This is a genomic window from Culicoidibacter larvae, from assembly GCF_005771635.1.
Classification (GTDB): Bacteria; Bacillota_I; Bacilli_A; order Culicoidibacterales; family Culicoidibacteraceae; genus Culicoidibacter; species Culicoidibacter larvae.
The window spans coordinates 20,213-43,229 of sequence record NZ_VBWP01000002.1 but is presented as its reverse complement, the minus strand read 5'-3'; the positions used below and the strand labels follow the sequence as shown (position 1 = coordinate 43,229).

Sequence of the window (23,017 nt, the reverse complement as noted above, 5' to 3'; positions counted from 1 at the left end):
TTCATCAAAGAATTGAATGATTGCTTATTTAGTCTTTTCCTGCTATAATAGGTAAGTTATAAAAACTGAAAAATAAAGCAAAATTGATGTTAAACGCTTTCAAAATATGTGAAGGCTGGGAATCAATTTTACACTGATAAATTTTTCAAAAGGAGGAAAATAATGGCAAAGATTAAAATTTTTGCGCTTGGCGGTCTTGATGAAAACGGGAAAAGTATGTACGTTGTTGAAGTTGACCAAGCAATTTATGTGTTAGACGCCGGGTTAAAGTATCCGGAAGAGTCGATGTTAGGTATTGATAAGGTTATTCCTGATATTACCTATTTAAAAGAGAATGAGGACCGGATTAAGGGGATATTCTTAACCCATGCCCATGAGGATCATATTGGTGCTTTACCGGTTGTCATGCAAGAGTTAGCGGTTCCGGTTTATGGAACAAAGCTGACTTTGGATATTGTGGAAGATATGCTAAAGATTGAGGGCGTTAAGCCGAAGGGTGAATTAAAAGTTGTTGCACCGTATACGGCAATTGACTTTAAGCGCGGACAATCAGTGTTTTTCTTTAAAACAACCCATAGTATTCCTGATTCGATTGGAATTTGTATTAATACTAAAGATGGTTCAATTGTATTTACTGGTGATTTCTATTTTGATCAAAATGCAACCGAATTGTATTCAACTGATATTGGGAACCTTGGCTACATTGGGAAGAAAGGTGTTTTAGCCTTGCTTTCAGTGAGCCGTGGGGTTGAACAAAAAGGATATGCTGCTAATAATCAAGGCTTTAAACATGCTTTAGGGGATTACTTCTATGATGCTAAAAGTCGAGTTATTGTATCAGCATTTGCTACGGATATTAAACGTATTCAAGATATTATTGATGTAGCGGTTGAGTATGATAAAAAAGTATTTATTACTGGTGTGCGCGGGCAGCGTTTAATTGATATTTCGTTGAAAAACGGTTATTTAAAAGTGCCTGAAGGAACAATGATTCCTTTGAAAGAAGTTGAGCGTCATCGTGATGATTTAGTTGTCATTGTAGCTGGTAATACCGGAATTCCGTTTAACTCGTTAATCCGGATGTCAACCGGTGCTGATAAATTGATTCAAATTGATGATCGTGACACAGTTGTAATTGCCTCACCGGCAATTACCGGGACTGAAGTTGTTGCTGCTAAAGCAATTGATGAGGTCTTTAAAACTGGAGCGCGGACTTATATCGTTGATAAAAAATTATTGAATTCAAGTGTAGCTGCACAAGAAGATTTAAAAATGTTGCTGAACTTGATGAAACCAAAATATTTATTTCCGGTAGATGGTGAATATCGTCAATTAATTGAACATGAGCAACTTGCTCTTGGTTTAGGTTATGATGCCAGTCAGATTTTCATTCGTGATAATGGTGAGGTTGTTCATTTAAACAATGGTGTTTATGATGAGAGTGCCGAAACTGTTCCGGTGGATGATGTTTTAATTGATGGCAATATCAGCGGTGATGTCGGTAACGTAGTATTGCGTGACCGTCAGCAATTATCGCAAGATGGTGTTGTTATTACTGTAATTACGCTTAATTCTAAGAAAAAACGCATGGTTGGTGAACCGCAGATTGTGACCAGAGGCTTTGTTTATGTCCGTCAGTCACAAGAGTTACTTGACCAAATGCGTGATATTGTGACTACGACAGTTAATGATAAGATTGCTGAAAATGGTTTAGAATGGAATGCGATTCGTCAGGATGTTCGTGAACATTTAGGGAAATTCTTATTTAAGCAAACAAAGAGACGCCCTGTTGTACTAACGATTATGATGGATGTGTAAATGAGTTTCGAAAAAAGTTCACTGGAAGAGTGAACTTTTTTCTTGGGTGTTTTAGAAATCAGAGGAGATATTATGAAAAAAATTTTACAGCCGCTATATGTTGGTTTAGTTATTTTTTTGGTAGCTTTGAATTTGCGGCCAGCTATTACTTCGGTGGCACCGGTGCTGGATATGATTCAGCAGTCACTTGGGATGAGCAATACGGTTGCCAGTTTGTTGACGGCAATTCCGGTTTTATGTATGGGTATTTTTGCACCGATTGCCGGGAGTAAGTTATTGAAGCGTTTTAAGCAGGAGCAGTTATTGCTGGCGACAGTTATTTTATTAACCGCCGGGACAATTTTGCGATTCTTTGCATTTGATACGTTATTTTTATTATTTACAACTGTTGTTATCGGCATTGGTATTGCAGTTGCCGGACCGTTGCTATCAGGAATGATTAAGAAGTATTTTCCTAATCGTGCTGCATTGATGGTGAGTGTTTATTCAGTTGGCTTGGCAGCCGGGGCTGCAGTTGCCAGCGCATTTACTTTACCAATTGCAGAATTTTTTGGTGGAGCTTGGAGTGTGGCTCTTGGCTTTTGGGCGCTTTTAGGTGGAGTTGCCATTGCGTCATTATTGCCTTTATTGCGGAGTAATGCTGTAAAACCAGTTTCAGAGGCGGTTGCTCTTGATGAAGCGAGCGGAAAATCACCGTGGCTTTCTAAGGAAGCGTGGAGTATTGCGATTTACTTTGGGTTGCAGTCTGGACTGTTTTATTCGTTGCTGGCATGGTTTATTCCATATCTGAAGTCAATTGGTGTTGATGCTAATACGGCAGGATATATTATGACTTTGTTTACCACCGTACAAATTTTAGGAAACTTCTGTTTTCCATTGTTGGTTTCAGTATTTAAACGGAAGATGTTATTTTTATATATTAGTTCGGCGCTGACTGTTTTAGGTATGTTGTTGCTTATTATTCTGCATCTTAGTGTTGTTGCAGCATTGCTTTTGGCTATTGGTACCGGCGGATTATTCTCATTAGGATTATTGTTGCCAATTGAGGTGACTGACAATCATCATGACGCCAATAGTTATTCGGCAATGGCTTTATCGGTAGGCTACATTATTGCCGGATTTTTACCATTTATGCTTGGTATGGCAATTGACTTTTCCGGAGATACGGCAGTTTCAATGAATTTTCTGAGTGTATTTGCCTTGTTGATGTTTGCAGCAATCTTTTGGATTCAACATGAGGCTAAGAAAAAGGAACCAAAAAAATAATTTTGACATCGTGTAAGAGTTTCGGTAAAATATTACCGTTAAACTTGAAATAGATATAGTAATTCTAAATAGATAGGACTGGACCTAATGAAACAAATTAAGAATATAGCAATTATTGCTCACGTCGATCACGGAAAAACAACATTGGTTGACCAATTATTACGCCAATCGGGAACCTTCCGTGCCAATGAGCATGTTGAAGAGCGGGCAATGGACTCAAATGATATTGAGCGTGAGCGCGGTATCACCATTTTAGCTAAGAATACGGCAATTGATTATAAAGATTATCGTATCAACATTCTGGATACCCCGGGACATGCTGACTTTGGTGGCGAAGTAGAACGGATTATGCGCATGGTTGATGGCGTTTTGCTTGTTGTAGATGCTTTTGAAGGCTGTATGCCACAAACTCGCTTTGTATTAAAAAAAGCTTTAGAACAAGACTTAACACCATTAGTTGTGGTTAACAAAATTGACCGCCCTGGTGCACGTCCTGAAGAAGTTGTTGACGAAGTACTCGATTTATTTATTGAGCTTGGTGCCAATGATGAGCAAATTGAATTTCCGGTTATTTATGCTTCGGCATTAAATGGAACTGCGAATACTGAACCGGATCAAAATGTTGATAATATGCAAGCTTTGTTTGAAACAATTGTTGACTATATTCCTTCACCACGTGTTGATGCTAATCAGCCGTTGCAATTCCAAGTATCGTTGCTTGATTATAATGATTATGTCGGAAGAATAGGAATTGGCCGCGTGTTCCACGGGACAATTCGCAATGGTTCACAAGTAAGTTTGGTTCGTAACGATGGTAGCTTAGTTGAGTTTAGAATTACTAAATTATTTGGTTTCAAAGGTTTAAAACGAATTGAAATTGATTCAGCAAGCGCTGGAGATATTGTTGCCGTTGCCGGTAAGGAAGATATTAATGTTAGTGAAACGATTTGTGAGTTGGGTCAGAATATGCCTTTACCGGAATTACATATCGATGAACCAACTTTACAAATGCGCTTTTTAACTAATACAAGCCCTTTTGCCGGTCGTGAAGGTAAATTTATTACTGCCCGTAAAATTGAAGAGCGGTTATTTGCTGAAACTCAAACTGATGTTAGTTTACGCGTTGAAAAAACTGAAGTTCCTGATGAATGGGAAGTATCTGGACGCGGTGAGTTGCACCTTTCAATTCTCATTGAGACAATGCGCCGTGAAGGCTTTGAGTTGCAGGTGTCAAAACCACAAGTCATCTTACGTGAAATTAATGGTGAAATTTGTGAACCGGTTGAATATGTGCAAATTGATGTTCCCGAAGAGTATGTCGGAAATGTCATTGAAGCATTAGGTACACGTCGTGGTGAGTTGCAACAAATGGGAGCAACTAATCAAGGACAGATGCGGTTAGTGTTCCATGTTTATTCGCGAGGACTTATCGGTTTCAGTACGGAATTCTTAACACTAACTAAAGGATACGGTATGATAAGCCATAACTTCCTTGAGTATCGACCAAAATTACGTGAAGACGTTGGTGGTCGCCGTGCCGGAGTATTAGTTTCTATGGAAAATGGTAAAGCTACTGCATACAGTATCATGGGCTTAGAAGATCGCGGAACAATCTTCATTGAACCGGGAACTGAAGTTTATGAAGGGATGATTGTTGGTGAAAATAACCGCGAGAATGATTTAGCGGTTAATGTTGTAAAAGCGAAACAGTTAACTAATATGCGTACTGCAAATAAAGATAATACAGTTGTCTTAAAAAGACCTCGGGTGTTCTCGCTTGAACAATCACTCGAATATCTTGATGAGGATGAATATTGTGAAGTAACTCCGGAATCAATCCGTTTACGTAAAAAAATATTAGATAAAAATACTCGTGAAAAAGCTAATAAGAAACGCAAAAACGAAAATGAAAGCGAATAGTTAAAAAGAGAGAGTCAATATACTCTCTCTTTTTTATGAATTATTATGTGAAAAGAAAACATAATATTGTTTTTTATTTGAATTTGCATTACTATATATTGGAGATATATAGGAGGGTTTTTCATGGACAATCATTTATTTGCAGAAACAGCTGCGAAAAAAATACGCGGGGGATTAGTAATCCTGGCAGTTGGAGCATTCTTTATTGGTATCGGCTATTTCTTTTTATATGATGTGGTGTTCCCACGCTACTCACAAAGACTATATCCAATTATTATTGCTGTAATTGCAGCAATAATACTTATTGGTTTTTGTGTATATTCAATGTTTTTTAAACCAAAAAAGTCAATAGAGGTTACCCGTGACCGAGTTATTTATCGCAAGGGAGATACAATTTTAGGCGAGTATCCATTTGCTAATTACGATTTTACTTCTCATATTACGCGCTACCGTACTAATGGAATTGTAACAAATGTTGAACGGAAATTAGTAATTTCTGATGGACGCAGCAATAAATCAATTAATTGTCCGTTCTTAAATAAAGATGAATTTTCAAAAATGATGTCTTTGATTGATAATTTAGATTTACAGCATTTCAACCAGCAAGTACCTACGGCAACGGCTAATACGGAAATTCAAAACGAAAGTCCGGAAATCGGCAATGCAGCACTATACGCTGGCGATGATGCCGTAGCAAGAACAACGCTTGCAGATGATACTGCAACACCAACTCCGGCACAGCCAATTTCGGCAACATATCAATTAAAGACCGATAATATCAAAACTTCAATTAAGACGCCATTAATTACTGGATTTATTATTATGCTTGTAGCTGAACTACTAGTGTTCTTTATCTTCATGGATGATTTAGATACTCGCCGTGGTCTAACAACCTTTATGATGATGACTTTAGCAACAGTCATTTTTGTTGGCGTAATAGTGGCTATTATAATATTCAGCTCATATTCGCAAAAACAAAGAGATTTGAAACATACGCCAAAATTAGTGAATATCAATCAGCTTTCAATCAGCTTTGATCAAGATACATTTCTACTGAGTGATATCATAGCTATTGAGGCAATTCCGGTTTCTTATACAACACCGGTAAATAAAATGAGAACAGTAAAGCTTACGACATCAAGAGGCATCAAAACTTATTGCTTTGGTAAGCGCCAAGATCCGAAAAACTATGATGATGTTATTTTTAGTGCTCATGAATATGCCGATTTTGTATATAAATTACGCCAGGCATTTATAAACCGTCCAGAAGTCTTTTCGCATAATCTGGAAAATTTTTAGAGAAGTTGAAAAAAAGCAGCCCGACGGGCTGCTTTTTTTGTTTTTTTAATCCAAATAATAAATGTGCAAGAGTTCAGTATTTTCCATTGACGCTAAAGCAAAAATAGCGTATAATTAATAAGGCTGTAAAAACGGCTAATACACACACTTTTGGATCATAGCTCAAGTGCCGATTATTGGTGAGACTATTTAGAAAAAAGTGGAGGAAAAAACGAAGGAGGAAATTACATGGCAGTAATTTCAATGAAAAGTCTATTAGAGTCAGGTGTACATTTCGGTCACCAAACTCGTCGATGGAATCCAAAAATGAGTAAGTACATCTATACTTCACGTAATGGAATTTATATCATCGATTTACAAAAAACATCAAAGAAAATTGATGAATCTTATGAATTTGTTCGCAATCTTGCAGAGAACGGCGGAAACATCTTATTCGTAGGAACTAAAAAACAAGCACAAGATGCAGTGAAAATTGAAGCTGAACGTGCGGGAATGTTTTATGTAAACCACCGTTGGTTAGGTGGAACTATGACAAACTTCCCAACGATTCAAAAACGTATTAAACGTTTATTCGAAATTGAAAAAATGGCTGAAGATGGAACATTTGATGTGTTACCTAAAAAAGAAGTTATCCAATTACGCAAAGAAGCAGCTAAATTGGAAAAATTCCTTGGCGGTATTAAAAACATGACTGATGTACCACAAGCATTATTTATAATCGATCCACGTAAAGAACGTATTGCGATTGCTGAAGCACGTCGTTTAGGCATCCCGGTTATCGGAATTGTTGATACGAACTGTGACCCAGATGATGTAGATTACATTATCCCGGCAAATGATGATGCAATTCGTGCCGTGAAGTTAATTGTTGGCCGTATGGCGGATGCAGTTATCGAAGGACGCGATGGCGGAGCTGTAACTGAAGAAGAAATTCAAGAAGCAGCTAGCATTGACAAGGCAGCGGATACGAATGAAAATACTGAAGTAGAAGCTTAAAAAGACACTTGCAAACACCTATAATAAGAGTTTCATAATGTTTCCCGCAAGGGACTAATAAATGGATATTTATGTCGGAAAACGCTTGAAATCGTAGAGAATTGGCAAAAATTGTGATTGAGCGTATCTAAACATACGTGATTGAGCAATTTTTGCCAATTTTCATAGATTGCGGGCGTTTTATAATATTATGACAGGTGTTTGTTTACTAAATAGGAGGTAAATAAAAAAATGAATATTACAGCACAAATGGTAAAAGAATTACGCGATAAAACCGGAGTAGGAATCATGGATTCTAAAAATGCTCTTGTTGAAGCAAACGGAGACATGGATAAAGCAATTGACTTACTTCGTGAAAAAGGTATGGCGAAAGCTTTGAAAAAAGGTGACCGTATTGCTGCCGAAGGTCTTTGCGGAATTAAAGTTGATGGAAACACAGCAGTTATTTACGAAGTAAACTCAGAAACTGATTATGTTGCACAAAACGACAAATTCTTAGGACTTGTTGATACTATCGGTAACACTTTGTTAGCAAATAAGCCTGCTGACTTAGAAGCAGCACTTGCATTAGATGTAGATGGTGAAACACTTGAATTCGTTATCAGTCAAGCAATTGCCGTAATCGGAGAAAAAATTACATTACGTCGTTTTGAAGTTGTTTCAAAAGATGATAACGCAGCATTCGGAGCTTACTTACACATGGGCGGACGTATTGCAGTATTATCAATTGTTGATGGTACAACCGATGAAACTGTAGCTAAAGATGTTTCAATGCATGTAGCTGCTGCAAATCCAAAATACATCTCTCGTGACCAAGTTGGTACTGAAGAAGTAGAACATGAACGTAAAATTTTAACTGAACAAGCATTAAATGAAGGAAAACCAGCTAATATCGTTGAAAAAATGGTAGAAGGTCGTCTTGGTAAATACTTCGAAGAAATCTGCTTGAATGATCAATCATTTATTAAAGATCCTGATCAAAAAGTTGGAAAATATGTAGCAAGCAAAGGCGGAACAGTAGTTAGCTTTGTACGCTATGGTGTTGGTGAAGGAATTGAGAAAAAAGAAGTGGACTTTGCTGAAGAAGTAATGAGTCAAGTTCGCGGTTAATAAAGTATTGAAGATACTTGTTATAAAATAAAAAAGTTATGAACGCTTGTATTCCAAGAATTGTTGAATGTGAGGTGTACAGAGTCAAAAGAACATCATTGTTTGATACTGACAACTATACACGGAAGTTTAGGTTTTGCCGTCCAGATGCTGGCACGGCGAAACCGTCATTTTCAAAATTTCTTTACTGTAGGAAGACAGGCGTTTGTTATGAGCTTTTTACTGTTTTATCGATATTTAATGAGGTGTAATGATGCAGAAAAAATATAATCGCGTAGTTTTAAAGTTAAGCGGTGAGGCTTTGGCCGGTGACCTGGGATTTGGAATTGATCCTAAGATTGTTTCTTTGATTGCTGAAGAAATTGTTGATGCTCATCAATTGGGAGCAGAAATTGCTATTATCGTTGGTGGCGGTAATATCTGGCGCGGTAAAACTGCCAGTGAGCTTGGCATGGATCGTTCAAGTGCTGATTATATGGGTATGCTGGCAACGATTATGAATGCTTTGGCATTGCAGGATGCGTTGGAAAAACGCGAATTGCAAACGCGGGTGCTTTCATCAATTAATATGCAAGAAATCGCAGAACCATATATTCGCCGCCGGGCAATCCGCCATTTAGAAAAAGGACGAATTGTTATATTCGCCGGTGGAACTGGGAATCCTTACTTTTCAACCGATACCACTGCTGCATTACGGGCTGCAGAAATTAATGCCGATGTTATCTTAATGGCTAAGAATAATGTTGATGGCGTTTATACTGCTGATCCTAAAACAGATCCAACTGCTGAGAAATTTACCGCTTTAACCCATCAAGAATTACTGAATAAAGAACTTGGAGTTATGGACTTAACTGCATCTACACTTTGTAAAGATAATAATTTAAAACTTGTTGTATTTTCAATGATGGAAAAAGGAAGTATTAAACGAGCAATTGCCGGAGAAGATATCGGTACTGTAATTGCTGGATAAGGAGAGAAATAATATGCCACAACAATTAATGAATCAAATGAATGAAAAAATGGACAAATCAATTAACCGTTTTTCGGATGAGTTGGTTACAATCCGCACCGGTCGTGCAAATCCAACGGTATTAAACCGGGTTTTAGTTAGCTATTATGGTGTTGATACACCATTACCGCAACTGGCTCAAATTTCAGTTCCGGAAGCACGACAATTAGTTGTTTCACCTTATGACAAAGGTGTTCTTGGTGAGATTGAACAAGCAATCGAAAAAGCAAATTTAGGTTTTAATCCAACGAATGACGGTAATATTATCCGTATTGCGATTCCGGCATTAACTGAAGATCGCCGGAAGGAATTAGTTAAACAAGTGAAAGCCGTTGCTGAAGAGGCGAAAGTTGCAATCCGCAATATTCGCCGTGATATCAACGATTCATTGAAAAAAATGGATATTCCTGAAGATGATAAAAAGGGATATCAAGATGATGTTCAAAAAGCTACTGATGCGCATATTAAAAAAATTGATGAGATTAGTGCTGAAAAAGAGCAAGATATTATGACTGTATAACTAAACGCTTGCAGAGCTTTTGGAATATGTAGATAGTTTTAAAACGAGTGTCCTTGGACGCTCGTTTTTCTATGTTTAAACCAAAGTGTCGTGGTATAATAAATAGGAATAGGAAGTGACGTCATTGAGTTTTGAATTACAGCAGGTTTTTGATGAGGCCAAAGCATTGGTAGATGAACAAAGGTTTGATGAAGCTTATCGTTTATTAGAGGCAGCATTAGCTGATTTTGATAATGATACGCTTATTTTGTTATGGTTGGCGCGGCTTGGAGTACTTGGTGCCGGACGAGCAGAGGAAACGGTTGAGTATGCTACCCGGGTTTTGGCTGAAGATGATAGGAGTGCTGATGCGTTTACATACCGTGGCTGGGCGTATTATGAGCTAGAAGTTTATGATTTAGCTCTAAATGACTTTAATTATGCAGTTTCTTTGAGCAACCATCAAGATGCTTATGCTATTGGCGGTCGCGGAATTACCTATTATCAACTTGATGATTATGGCCGGGCTAAAGAAGATTTGTTAGATGCTTTACAGATGAATCCGGAGTGGTTGCTGGGGCTGGCAATCTGCGGTTGGGTACTTTATGAGCTGAATGAATATGACGCAGCGATAGAAAACTTCAACAAAGCAATTGAAATGGAACCGCGTTATGGGTATGCATATGGCGGGCGCGGACTTTGTTTTCATGAAAAGCAGGAATATGATTTGGCAATTGAAGATTTAACTTTGGCTCTGGAAGAGAACCCAAAGTGGCCACTTGGGTTCGCCGTTCGTGGCTGGGCGTATTATCATATTGAGTACTATTTCAATCAATTTGAATTAGCATTGGCAGATTTTAATAGTGCTTTAGAACTATCGGATAATACCTACTCATTTGCAACTTCGGGCAGAGGATTGGTACTTTATCAAATGAATCGCTACGAAGATGCCTTGCAGGATCTAAATACTGCAATCGCGGCATCACCAATGTGGACTGTGGGGTTAGCTACACGTGGGTATGTTCATTATGAATTAAATGATTATCAAACGGCATTTACTGATTTTGACTTGGCTTTGACACTCAGTGATAATGACTATCCATATGCGCAGGGTGGTCGTGGCTTGATTGCTTATCATTTGGAAGATTATCCATTGGCTATTGCTGATTTAACGACGGTTTTAAATGATGACTCAAAATGGCTTGGTGGTTGGAGCAGCTTAGCATTTTCTTACCTATATAGCGATCAACTTGAGGAAGCATTGCCAATATTCAACAAAGCAATCCAAGTGGCTGGTTCCATGGTACCTGATTCGCTCTATTTTGGACGTGGAAATGTTTATTTTATGCAAGATAACTTCGGGGCAGCTATTGCTGATTTTACCCAGTTTTTAGCTAATAATCCTAATGATAATTTGATTCTCCAGCAACGTGCATATGCATATTCAGAATTGAATATGATAAAAAAGGCAATTATTGATGTAGAACGACTGGTTAATACCTTACATGATGCTGAGCAATTGGATTTCTTGGTGAGCTTATACGAGCGAATTCCTAGCAAATACAGTGATAAGATTATTCCACTATACCAGCAGGCAGTTGCTCAAACCAATAGCAGTTTTGCAATGATGCGGTTAGGATGTATTTATTTAACCGGATTATACAGTAGTGCTATTGATTACCCGCAGGCATTGACACTGTTAAGTGATGCTAATGCCACTCATGGCGGCGATTATTCATGTGCTTTGGTGCATATTGGTTTTGCCTATGAACATGGTTTGGGCGTGGCGGTTGATAATAATATGGCTTTTGCCTATTATCAAAAAGCAGCCGAGTTTGAAAGTTACTGTCCGTGTGCGAGTGCACAGATGATTCATAGCTACTATAAAGGCATTGGTGTTGAAAAAAATATTACTCAAGCATTTGAGCTTTTGAATAATGCTATTGATGCCAATAAAGATCATGAAAATATTGATTATTTACATGCGTACTTTCTAGTTCATGGTATCGGCTTTTATGAAGATAAGCAAAAAGCTGAGCAAATTATTGATAAATTGCTGAAAGAAGAGCCGGAAGCAGCTCTTAACCATTACTACAAGCATGTACTCAGTGGTATTAATAATATTGCTACAATTCAAAAGCTGTTACCATATACTGATAACATAACTCGTGCTAAGATTAATTCGGCATTGAGCAGCAATACTATTGATTTCTTTTATCCGTTTTAAAGAAAGCGGAAAAGGCGGACTGCCAGGCAGTCCGCCTTTTCTATGGGTTCTTTTGTAATGATTTGGTGATGATATTTAAGGGCTTTGAGCTAAAAAGTGAAATAACGCTAAGAATATGGCGAATGAAGTCGTTTTTCTTGCACTCAGCTGACGCTTTTAGTACAATTATACATGTAGATAAACAGAAATTTCACAATTAAATTTTTTAGAAAACTAGAGGTGACACAATATGGCAATTCAATTGCGTGAGGGAATTTATTGGGTAGGAGCGATCGATTGGGAAATCCGTAATGTACACGGATATGTTACACCACGCGGAACTACTTACAATGCGTATTTAATTATCGACGAAAAAATTACTGTTATCGATACTGTAAAAGCAAGTCATACTGAAGAAATGATGAAACGTATCAGCAAAATTGTTGATCCTAAAGATATCGATTATATTATTTCGTTACATGGGGAATTAGATCATTCCGGAGCAATTCCAAGATTATATGATGCAGCTGAAAATGCTACAATTATAGCATCAAAAGATGATATTAAACATTTACATTTGCATTTCCATCGTGATGATTTCCGGGTTATTGAAAAGAAAACCGGTGATTCTGTAAGCCTTGGTAAACGCAGTCTTCATTTCGTAACGATTCCAATGGTTCACTGGCCAGATAGTATGGTTGGGTATATGCCAGAAGAAAAAATCTTGTTCTCAAATGATGCCTTCGGACAACATTTAGCTTCAAGTGAGCGTTTTGATTATGAATATCCAACCGATATCATTTTTGAAGAGTTGAAAAAATATTATGCAAACATTGTTATGCCTTATGCAATGCCGGTAAAACGCGCATTGGATGCGGTAGACGGACTTGATATTGAGATGATTGCTAATGCGCATGGTTTAATTTGGACCAAAAAAGAAAATATTGAGCGCGTTCAAGAAGAATATCGTTCATGGTCAAATCATGAACAGGATGGTAAAGCAATTATCGTTTATGATTCAATGTGGGAGTCTACTAAGAAAATGGCATACGCGGTACAAGAAGCATTAGAGGATGCTGGTATTGAATATCATATGTTCAGTTTACATGCCCACACTGATGATATTTCTGATATCATTCCATACTTAATGACATGTAAATATGTGTTTGTTGGTTCGCCAAACTTAAACAATACCATTTTACCAACAATCGGTGCTTTTATGACATATGCAAAAGGTTTTAAAGCTCGTAATAAAGTGGCAATGGCATTTGGTTCTTATGGTTGGAGTAATTCAGCTACGAAAGAAATCAACGCTTTCTTTGAAAGTCAAAAATGGGAAATTCTGCCAAGTATTGAATCAGAGTTTGTCCCTGATGCCAATGCATTAGATGCTTTACGCGATCATGTTATTGAACAAGTAAAAGCGAGCGAAACTGCTGAATAAGTAAGTGATGCGGTGACATAATTTAGATATGTCACCGCATTTTTTTGTTATTTTGTGCTATAATAAAAACCATAGAATAAGGAGTGATACATCGATGAGCAAAGCGGATCGAAAAGCATTGAAAGAGAAATACAATGGTGAGGTTATTGCTGTTATACCAGCTGAACATCTCAGTGAGCTAGCTGAAGGGTTAGTGGCAATTGAGGATTCACCGGTTAATATTTTAGAAGAGCGTTTTTATTATATTCCGCGGTTTACTGCTGAATATAATCCGGTTTTCCGCCAACCAATTCCTTATACAGTTGTTCAAGCAGCGGATAGCGGACGTTATTTTGTGACTAAGCGCCTGGCAAAGGGCGGCGAGGCCCGTTTACATGGGTTGCTAAGTATTGGTACTGGTGGCCATATGGATGAGGCTGACGGTGGTAGTTTTGTGGAAACGATTATTCGTGAGTTAGAAGAAGAGACCACTTATGAAGGTTATCAATATGAAAATTACCGAATTTTAGGGTATATTAATGACTTGAGTAATGAAGTAAGTCAAGATCATATTGGTATTATCGGCGTTATTACAGTTCCAAGTGAAGCCGATGTAGCGATTCGTGAAGTTGAACAGTTAGAAGGCGTATTTATGAGCTCGGAAGAATTGCGTTCAGCCTTTGATCGTTTTGAAACTTGGAGTCAAATTGCGATTGAAAGCTTTTTAAAGTAAAAGATTTAAAGTGCGACGAGGCTCAGCCTCGCCGCACTTTTTTAGTTTTTCAAAAAATGAAAAGGAAAGTTATTTAAAATAATTAACAAAGTCTGCGTGTTATGATATAATTGCATAGAATGAAGGAGTGAAATTTATGAGCAAAACATATCAATTTGCCAATAATTTTTGGTGGGGTGCAGCGAGTAGTGCAACTCAATCTGAGGGAGCCGCTTTTGAAGATGGTAAAGGTTTAAATATTTTTGATTATTGGTATCAAATTGAACCGGATAAGTTCCATAACCAAGTTCCGGCAACCGATGCTTCAACTTTTTATAAAAATTATAAGAGTGATATCCAGCTGATGAAAGATATCAATTTAAATAGTTTTCGTACTTCTATTTCATGGGCACGTTTAATTCCTGGTGGTCGTGGTGAAGTAAATCCGAAAGCAGTAGATTTTTACAATAATGTTATTGATGAATTGATTGCTCAGGGGATTGAGCCGTTCTTTAACTTATATCATTTTGATATGCCAATTGAGATGCAAGATATTGGTGGCTGGGAAAATCTTGAAGTTGTTGAAGCTTATGTAACCTATGCTAAAACATGTTTTGAGCTTTTTGGTGACCGAGTGAAGTACTGGTTTACACATAATGAGCCGATTGTACCGGTTGAAGCAGGTTATATGTACCAATTTCACTATCCTAATATTGTTGATTTTAAACGCGCTATTCAAGTGGCATATTATTCGCAACTAGCTTCAAGCATGGCGGTAGCTGCATATCGCGAATTACAATTGGATGGAAAAATCGGTATTATATTGAACTTAACTCCATCATATCCGCGTGATGAATCCAATACGACGGATGTTAAGGCAGCACATATTTGCGATTTATTCTTCAACCGCTCATTCCTTGATCCATCGGTAAAAGGTGAGTTCCCGGAAGAATTGATGACAATTTTAAAAGAACATGATCATTTACCGGTGTACACTGAAGAAGAATTAGCTGTTATTAAAAATAATACTGTCGATATCCTTGGCGTGAATTATTATCAGCCGCGCCGGGTGAAAGCAAGAGAAGCGGCGATTGCTGCTGATGAAGCGTTTGCACCTGAGTGGTTCTTCGATAATTATGAAATGCCGGGACGACGCATGAATCCATATCGCGGCTGGGAGATTTACCCACGTGGCATCTATGATATTGCTAAAAATGTTCAAGAAAATTATGGCAATATTGAATGGTATATTTCTGAAAATGGTATGGGGGTTGAGCATGAAGAACGCTTTATCGGCGAAGATGGCATTGTGCAGGATGACTACCGGATAGAATTTATTCAAGAACATCTTGAATGGTTACACCAGGCGATTGAAGAAGGAGCTAACTGCAAAGGCTATCATTTATGGACCTTTATTGATAACTGGTCATGGGCCAATGCATACAAAAACCGTTATGGATTCTATCGTTTAGATTTAGCTACTCAGAAGCGGACAATTAAGAAGTCAGGATTATGGATGAAAGAAGTTGCCAAACTGAATCGTTTTGATGGAAAATAGAAAAAAGCGCGCCCATAAGGCGCGCTTTTTTAAACTTTTTAAAAATATAATTGACATGATAAAACGTTTTACTTATAATGAAAGTATGAAGAAAGCGCTTTACTTCAAAATACAAAGAGAATAATTGTGATTGCAGACAATTGTTTTCAAATTTTTTTAACCGTTTAGTAAAACGTTTTACTAAACGAGTTCATGAGTTGGAGGAGTATATAATGGGTGTGAAACCAATACCAATTATCATCGATACTGATCCGGGAATTGATGATGCTGTGGCAATTGCAGCGGCGATTTTTGATGAACAGCTTGATGTGCGGTTAATTACTACAGTAGCCGGTAATGTGAATGTTGAAAAGACAACTGACAATGCCTTAAAGCTTATGGAATTTTTTAATCAATCAATTCCGGTGGCAAAAGGATGCGGTCAGCCACTGTTAAAAGAATTGGAAGATGCCAGTGAAATTCATGGTGAGTCAGGAATGGCAGGGTATGATTTTCCTAAAGTAACAACAGCACCGCTATCAATGCATGCAGTAGAAGCTATGCGCCAAACATTAAGTGAAGCGGATGAACCGATTACTTTAGTTCCGATTGCAGCTTTAACAAATATAGCGTTGTTGTTCTCTATGTATCCAGAGTGTAAAAGTAAGATTAAACGTATTGTTATGATGGGTGGATCGTTATCACGCGGGAATACAACAACTATTGCTGAGTTTAATACATATGTTGATCCGCATGCTGCAGCAATTGTTTTCCAAAGCGGTGTACCTATTGTAATGGTTGGACTAGATGTTACAAGTACAGCTTTAATTACTAAACCTGAGATTGAAGCAATTAAATCTATGAATAAAACCGGAAAGATGATTTACTCATTGTTTCAACATTATCGCGGGGGCAGCTTAAAGAGTGGCGGATTAAAGATGCATGACTTATGTGCAATTGCATTTTTGGTGAAACCGGAACTGTTTACAACTCAAGAAACGTATGTTGAGATCGAGTATAATAATGGGCCAGCAAGTGGTGCTACTATTGCCGACTTAAAAATGGCTTATCACGATAAAACAAATGCAGAGGTTTGTTTGGATATTGATATACCGGCATTCCAGAAATGGTTTGTTGAATCTGTAGGGAAAATGATTTAGTTAAAAATTTGGAGGGTTAATATATGATTGCGATAATAATTGCATTAATAGTTGTAGCGGCAGCTGCCTATTTAATTATAAAAAACTATCAACCGGCATTAGTATTGCTGGGCGCAGGGTTAGTATTGTTGTTTGCGGCAGCAATTATGGGGTATCAAATTTTAGATCCGGAAACTACAACAGGTTTTATCTGGATTGATCCTTTTAAACAATTGCAGCAAACATTTGTTGCTCAGTTAGGAAATGTCGGATTGACAGTTATGGTTTTGTTTGGTTTCTCAACTTATATGAATCATATCGGAGCAAATGAAGTGGCCGTACAAACAATGACTAAGCCGCTTGGCAGAATTAAATCTAAATATCTTTTTATTCCGATTGTGTTCTTGCTAGGAAATGTATTGTCTTTATTTATTCCAAGTGCTTCAAGTTTAGCGGTTATCTTGATGGCTATTTTATATCCATTATTAAAACGTTTAGGTATCAATCCATTGGCTGCCGGTGCAGTTATTGCGACAACAGCAACGATTATGCCTACACCACTGGGGGCAGATAATGTTATTGCTGCCGAGACATTAGGATATAGTCTAGTTGACTACGTGACGATTCATGCCAGCATTTCGATTCCGATTTTATTGATTATGGCAGTTGCTCATTATTTCTGGCAAAAGTATTTGGATAAAAAAGACGGCGATATTGTTGTTCATGATTTAGAAGAAAGCGTAAAAGTTGATAAAACTGATTTGCCACCGGTATGGTATGGTTTATTACCGATGTTACCATTAGTCTTAATTCTTGTTTCTGGTATTGCATTCCCGGAAATCAAAGTGAATGTAGTAATTCTGACTTTGATTTCATTTGTTGTAGCATTACTCATTGAAGTAATCCGCAAACGTTCATTGAAAAAAGCAGTTGATGATTCATTCCAAATGTTTGAAGGTATGGGTCAAGGATTTACCAGAGTCGTTGTATTAGTTGTTGGTGGGGTTATGTTTGCCCAAGGAATGCAAGCAATTGGTGTTATTGATATGTTGACAGCTTCAGTTGAAAACTTAAGTGGTGCCGGAGTCATTTTATCTGGTGCATTTGCCGGGGCAACATTACTGCTTGGATTAATAAGCGGCGGTGGCTTAGCAATGTTCTATGCAACGATTGGCTTACTTCCTGGAATTGCTGCCGGCGCAGGAATTGATGGTATTATGATTGCGTTGCCAATGCAGCTGATAGCTAACTTAGTACGTTCGATTTCTCCGGTTGCGGCAGTTATCATAGTAGTTGCAACAGTAATGGATGTTAATCCTATGAAAGTTATTAAACGGACTTCAGTACCAATTATTGTTGGTATTGTAGGTGTGCTAGTGCTTTCATTCATTTTATTACCGCGCTAAGCGGATAGCATTATTATTACACATAGTTTTTATTTAAAGGTACTGAATTTTTTGTTTTTTTCACAAAAATAGTATAAGATTGATTTAGATATTAGAGATGGGAGCAGTCAAAATGGGAATTACGATAAAAGATATTGCAAAGCAGGCTAATGTATCAGTCACGACAGTCTCTTTAGTAATGAACAACAAGGCTGATCATATAAGTGAAAAAACAAAACAAAAAATATTTCAAGTTGTTGAGGAAATGGACTATAAACCGAGTCAAGTTGCACGCAGTCTGGTCACTTCTAAATCAAAGACAATTGCATTAATTGTTCCGGATATTTCTAACCCGTTCTTCTCGGAAATTGCTAAAGGAATTAGCGATGTGCTCTATCAAGAAGGATACAATCTATTTTTATCAACTTCATATGATAATATTGAGCAAGAGTTGCAATCGATTACTTCGCTTGCGGAGTATTCGATTGATGGGTTAATAATATCAACAGTTAATACCAATGATAGTCAATATGAAGCGGTTTTATCAAAGTTAAATATTCCGCTCATTCTTTTGGACCGTCACTCTGTATTGAAACGTTATACTTCAATTGGGGTCGCGGATAAGGATGGTGGTTATCAGGCCACTCAATATTTGTTGGATAAAGGTCACAAGCAGATCGCTTGTATTACCGGAAATGCTGATATTCGAAACTTACAGGAACGTTTGGCGGGTTACCGTGAGGCGCTGGAGCAACATGGTGTTGCTTTTAATGAGAAACTTGTGGAACATGCAGAGTTGACGATTGAGGGTGGCTATATGGCTACTAAGAATATTTTGGAAAAACAAGCAGTTAGTGCGATATTTGCCTGTAATGATTTGATGGCATTAGGCGTCTATCAGGCAGCGCTAGAGCGCGGGCTTAAAATTCCTGAACATTTGTCAGTAGTTGGCTTTGATGATATTCCATTATCAAAATATTTAAATCCAAAACTAACTACAATGCATCAGCCAATTTACCAAATCGGTACTGCGGCGGCAAATAGTATTTTAGCAGCGGTCATCGATGGTAAGACTAAACCGGAAGATATTGTTTTTGACTTACATTTGGTCGAACGTGATAGCGTCAGTACTCTTTAAATGGAAACCAGCAATCGAGAGGAGTAGTGGCAGAATGAGTAAAATATGTGTATTAGGAAGTATGAATGTAGACACCAGTATGCTGGTCTCTACATTGCCTGAGATAGGTGAAACCGTTGCTGGAAGGAGCGTAGCGACTTCAGCAGGTGGCAAAGGCTTGAATCAGGCAGTTGCAATGAAACGTTTGGGCAGCCAAGTATCGTTTATCGGTGCTCTTGGAGCTGACAAGAATGGTGAGCTTTTACGTGATTTGTTAATTGAAGAAGATATAGATAATCAATTTGTTAAAGTTGTTGATAAGATGACGGGACAAGCGTGGATTACCATTCAGGAGAATGGTAAAAACACGATTGTGACTTATGCGGGAGCAAATAGTGCCATTGATGTTGCGGATATTGACCAAGCGAAAGCGGTTATTGAAGCGGCAGCAGTTACGGTTGCGCAATTTGAGGTGCCAATGGCAGCGATAATTGCTGCTTTCAACTATGCCAAAAAAGCGGGACGACTAACGGTATTAAATCCGGCGCCAAGCAAGGAGATTCCAAAAGAATTATTGCAAGTTACGGATATTTTAGTTCCTAACGAGACTGAAATTGAAGAGTTACTTGGTGAGGCATTCGATTATGCTGATTACGAACAGGTGCAAAAGCAATTGCGGCCGCTATTTGATATGGGTGTGCAATATATAATTGTAACCCTTGGTGAGGAAGGCGTTTTAGTATGTGAGTCCGGGAAGTGCGCTCAGGTAGCAGCGTTTCCGGTTAAAGCAGTAGATACCACAGCAGCCGGAGATTCTTTTATTGGTGCTTTAGTCAGTCAGATATATGAACAGCCTTTTGATTCACTGACGGATATTGTTCGCACTGCCAATTATTTTGCGTCATTGGTGGTTCAGCGACCCGGAGCATATTCATCTATTCCAAATGAATATAGCTTAGCTGAAATTAAAAAACTTGCTATAAAATAATGTTCAGTACACGCAGAGCTGAATCAAACGATTTAGCAGCAGTGTTTTCAGTGTTTCAAAAAGCCCGAGAAAAAATGCAGCAAGCTGGGATTGAGCAATGGACATTAACTTATCCCAACTACGAAATTTTAGCGGCAGACATTAAGACTGGGAGCATGTTTGTTATCCAAAATGAAGCCAAGCAAATTGCCGGTTTTGTTGTTTTGGATAACAAGAGTTCAGCTGAGTATCACCAGCAACCATGGCAGGAAAATAAGTCGGTATTGTTTATTCATCGTGTTGTTGTGTCGCCGGATTTTCAGGGCCAAGGTGTTGCTACTCAATTAATACAACATTGTGAAGCAATTGCCCGAACCCAAAAAATAAAGGCGATTCACTCAAGTACACATTTTCGCAATATTCCAATGCAATATGTATTCTTGAAAAACGATTATAGCCAGGTCAGTGCATTTATTATGCAGGATCGACCGAATATTGGCGAGTTCTTCGCTTATGAAAAACTTATTGATTATTGAGAAAAAGAAAAAAAGCGTACTCATAAAGAGTACGCTTTTGCTTATTTATTCAGTTCACGCTCGGCTAACTTTTCGGCAGCCATCAAATCAATTTCTTTCTTCAGTTCTTCAACCATAACGTCTTCCGGAACCTTACGGATGATTTCTCCATGCTTGAAGAGAATACCCATATTTTTTGCACCGGCAATGCCGATATCGGCTTCTCGGGCTTCGCCCGGCCCGTTAACGGCACAGCCGAGCACAGCAACCTTGATATTAACTGGCACATTTTTCTCAAGATATTCTTCAATTTCAGCAGCAATGCTCATCAAATCGATTTCAATACGCCCGCAAGTCGGACATGAAATCAAGGTTGCAACATTACTTGCCAAACCAAAATCTTTTAACAACTCTTTGCAGACGCGAATTTCTTCTACCGGATCAGCAGTTAATGAAATACGCATTGTGCTGCCAATACCATCATAGAGCAGAGTCCCTAAGCCAGCTGCACTTTTGATTGTACCGGAAAACTGGGTGCCGGATTCGGTAATACCAAGGTGGAGTGGGTAGTCAAAGCGTTCAGCCGCTAAGCGGTATGCTTGAACAGCTAGATTAATATCAGATGCTTTCATTGAAATGATAATATCATGGAAATCGAGTTCCTCAAGAATTTGAACATGGTGTTCTGCGCTTTCCAACATACCTTCGGCAGTTGGATACCCATGCTTATCAAGGATGTGGCGCTCAAGCGAGCCGGCATTAATACCGATACGAATCGGGATACCTTTTGCTTTCGCCGCTTCTACAACAGCGCGAACCCGGTCTGGACGACCAATATTACCAGGATTAATACGGATTTTATCCGCACCGGCTTCAATCGCTGCCAAAGCCATTTTATAATTGAAGTGAATATCAGCCACAATAGGAATATGCACTTGTTTTTTTATTTCTGCAATTGCCTCAGCATCTGCCATAGTCGGGCAGGTACAACGGACAATCTGACAACCAGCTTCCTCGAGCCGTAATATTTGTTCAACGGTTGCTTGAACATCACGGGTTTTAGTTGTGGTCATACTTTGAATTACAACTTCGTTATTACCGCCAATTTGAACGTCGCCGACGAAAACCGGGCGGGTATCTTTACGATGAAACATTTTATCAGCTCCTTTTAAAAGGTATTCATCAGTTGCAATTATAACAAGAATGAGTTAGAAGCGCAACTTGCACTAAACGGTAGTGAAGTGCGAACTGTGCTTCGGGAGAAAGATAGAAGAGGCGCTTTTGCCGAAAGTGCCTCTTCACAATTTAACAAAAATAATTTTCGTAAGCATAATAGTTGTTTTATTCACATGAAAAGTAATATAATTAATAGTGAAAAGAGATTAATAAAAAGAAACTTGGAGGTTTTAAAATGTTTACATTACCAAATTTACCTTACGCTTATGATGCTTTGGAACCAAATATTGATGCTCGTACTATGGAAATTCACCATACAAAACATCATCAAACGTATATTACTAACTTAAATGCAGCTATTGAAGGAACTGCTGTTGCTGACTGGTCTATTGAAGATTTAGTAGCACGTCTTGGTGAAGTTCCTGAAAATATCCGTACTGCAGTATTGAACAATGGTGGCGGCCACTTGAACCACACTATGTTCTGGACAATTATGAGCCCTAATGGCGGTGGTGCACCAACTGGTGATTTAGCTGCAGCTATTGATGAAGCGTTTGGCAGCTTTGATGCTTTTAAAGAAAAATTTGAAGCAGCTGCTAAAACTCGTTTTGGTTCAGGATGGGCTTGGCTTGTTGTAAATAAAGACGGAAAACTTGAAGTTGTAAGTACACCAAATCAAAACAATCCATTAACTGATGGCTTAACACCAATTCTTGGATTAGATGTATGGGAACATGCATACTACTTAAATTATCAAAACCGTCGTCCTGATTATGTATCAGCATTTTGGAATGTTGTAAATTGGGATCAGGTAGCACAAAATTACCAAACAACTAAATAAATTTTTTTCATCCTTTAAAAATTATTGATAATCATATATTTCTATGGTATTATAGTTAAGTATGAAAATTGACAATTATTAA

Annotated in this window: 19 protein-coding genes; 18 read left to right on the top strand and 1 reads right to left on the bottom strand. The window is 38.1% G+C overall.

Going from position 1 to position 23,017, the window contains the following annotated elements:
- Positions 1–162 precede the first annotated feature (162 nt).
- The 17 genes from FEZ08_RS02685 (at position 163) to FEZ08_RS02605 (ending at position 20,939) form a co-directional block, all read left to right on the top strand.
- Positions 163–1,818: a ribonuclease J gene (locus FEZ08_RS02685; RefSeq protein WP_138190177.1), complete on the top strand. Its 1,656-nt coding sequence runs from the start codon at positions 163–165 to the stop codon at positions 1,816–1,818.
- A gap of 72 nt (positions 1,819–1,890) precedes the next feature.
- Entirely contained in the window at positions 1,891–3,084 is a 1,194-nt protein-coding gene (locus tag FEZ08_RS02680; RefSeq protein WP_138190176.1) for an MFS transporter, read from the top strand.
- Positions 3,085–3,162: 78 nt separating this feature from the next.
- Positions 3,163–5,004, top strand: coding sequence for a translational GTPase TypA (gene typA, locus FEZ08_RS02675; protein WP_138190175.1), 1,842 nt, complete (start codon positions 3,163–3,165; stop codon positions 5,002–5,004).
- Between the two features lie 123 nt (positions 5,005–5,127).
- A complete protein-coding gene (locus tag FEZ08_RS02670; protein WP_138190174.1) occupies positions 5,128–6,303 on the top strand; it encodes a hypothetical protein in 1,176 nt (391 codons plus the stop codon).
- A gap of 228 nt (positions 6,304–6,531) precedes the next feature.
- Positions 6,532–7,299: a 30S ribosomal protein S2 gene (gene rpsB, locus FEZ08_RS02665; RefSeq protein WP_138190173.1), complete on the top strand. Its 768-nt coding sequence runs from the start codon at positions 6,532–6,534 to the stop codon at positions 7,297–7,299.
- A gap of 231 nt (positions 7,300–7,530) precedes the next feature.
- The gene (gene tsf / locus FEZ08_RS02660) at positions 7,531–8,409 is read left to right on the top strand and encodes a translation elongation factor Ts (RefSeq protein WP_138190172.1); all 879 of its coding nucleotides are present in this window, start codon (positions 7,531–7,533) and stop codon (positions 8,407–8,409) included.
- Positions 8,410–8,659: 250 nt separating this feature from the next.
- Positions 8,660–9,379, top strand: coding sequence for a UMP kinase (gene pyrH, locus FEZ08_RS02655; protein WP_138190171.1), 720 nt, complete (start codon positions 8,660–8,662; stop codon positions 9,377–9,379).
- Positions 9,380–9,392: 13 nt separating this feature from the next.
- Positions 9,393–9,938 carry a ribosome recycling factor gene (frr, locus tag FEZ08_RS02650; protein WP_138190170.1) on the top strand — a complete coding sequence of 182 codons (546 nt, stop codon included), beginning with the start codon at positions 9,393–9,395 and terminating at the stop codon, positions 9,936–9,938.
- A 124-nt stretch (positions 9,939–10,062) separates the two neighbouring features.
- Positions 10,063–12,144 carry a tetratricopeptide repeat protein gene (locus FEZ08_RS02645; protein WP_171014901.1) on the top strand — a complete coding sequence of 694 codons (2,082 nt, stop codon included), beginning with the start codon at positions 10,063–10,065 and terminating at the stop codon, positions 12,142–12,144.
- A gap of 229 nt (positions 12,145–12,373) precedes the next feature.
- Positions 12,374–13,567, top strand: a complete 1,194-nt coding sequence (locus tag FEZ08_RS02640) for an FprA family A-type flavoprotein (protein WP_138190168.1) — start codon at positions 12,374–12,376, stop codon at positions 13,565–13,567.
- A 94-nt stretch (positions 13,568–13,661) separates the two neighbouring features.
- On the top strand, positions 13,662–14,279 hold the full coding sequence (locus FEZ08_RS02635; protein WP_138190167.1) for an NUDIX domain-containing protein: 618 nt from the start codon (positions 13,662–13,664) through the stop codon (positions 14,277–14,279).
- A gap of 136 nt (positions 14,280–14,415) precedes the next feature.
- Positions 14,416–15,816 carry a glycoside hydrolase family 1 protein gene (locus FEZ08_RS02630; RefSeq protein ID WP_138190166.1) on the top strand — a complete coding sequence of 467 codons (1,401 nt, stop codon included), beginning with the start codon at positions 14,416–14,418 and terminating at the stop codon, positions 15,814–15,816.
- 212 nt (positions 15,817–16,028) lie between these two features.
- Complete coding sequence (gene rihC, locus FEZ08_RS02625) at positions 16,029–16,955, top strand: ribonucleoside hydrolase RihC (RefSeq protein ID WP_138190165.1); 927 nt, start codon at positions 16,029–16,031, stop codon at positions 16,953–16,955.
- 23 nt (positions 16,956–16,978) lie between these two features.
- Entirely contained in the window at positions 16,979–18,340 is a 1,362-nt protein-coding gene (gene dcuC, locus FEZ08_RS02620) for a C4-dicarboxylate transporter DcuC (RefSeq protein ID WP_138190164.1), read from the top strand.
- Positions 18,341–18,452: 112 nt separating this feature from the next.
- A complete protein-coding gene (locus FEZ08_RS02615) occupies positions 18,453–19,457 on the top strand; it encodes a LacI family DNA-binding transcriptional regulator (protein WP_171014900.1) in 1,005 nt (334 codons plus the stop codon).
- A 34-nt stretch (positions 19,458–19,491) separates the two neighbouring features.
- A complete protein-coding gene (gene rbsK, locus FEZ08_RS02610; protein WP_138190162.1) occupies positions 19,492–20,424 on the top strand; it encodes a ribokinase in 933 nt (310 codons plus the stop codon).
- 50 nt (positions 20,425–20,474) lie between these two features.
- Positions 20,475–20,939 (top strand): GNAT family N-acetyltransferase, encoded by a 465-nt coding sequence (locus tag FEZ08_RS02605; RefSeq protein WP_171014899.1) that lies wholly within the window; start codon positions 20,475–20,477, stop codon positions 20,937–20,939.
- Positions 20,940–20,980: 41 nt separating this feature from the next.
- Here the strand turns inward: FEZ08_RS02605 and ispG are convergent, their stop codons facing one another.
- Positions 20,981–22,072 carry a flavodoxin-dependent (E)-4-hydroxy-3-methylbut-2-enyl-diphosphate synthase gene (gene ispG / locus FEZ08_RS02600; RefSeq protein ID WP_138190160.1) on the bottom strand — a complete coding sequence of 364 codons (1,092 nt, stop codon included), beginning with the start codon at positions 22,070–22,072 and terminating at the stop codon, positions 20,981–20,983.
- 257 nt (positions 22,073–22,329) lie between these two features.
- Here ispG and FEZ08_RS02595 point away from each other — a divergent pair, with 257 nt between their 5' ends.
- Positions 22,330–22,935 carry a superoxide dismutase gene (locus FEZ08_RS02595; RefSeq protein WP_138190159.1) on the top strand — a complete coding sequence of 202 codons (606 nt, stop codon included), beginning with the start codon at positions 22,330–22,332 and terminating at the stop codon, positions 22,933–22,935.
- Positions 22,936–23,017: the final 82 nt, after the last annotated feature.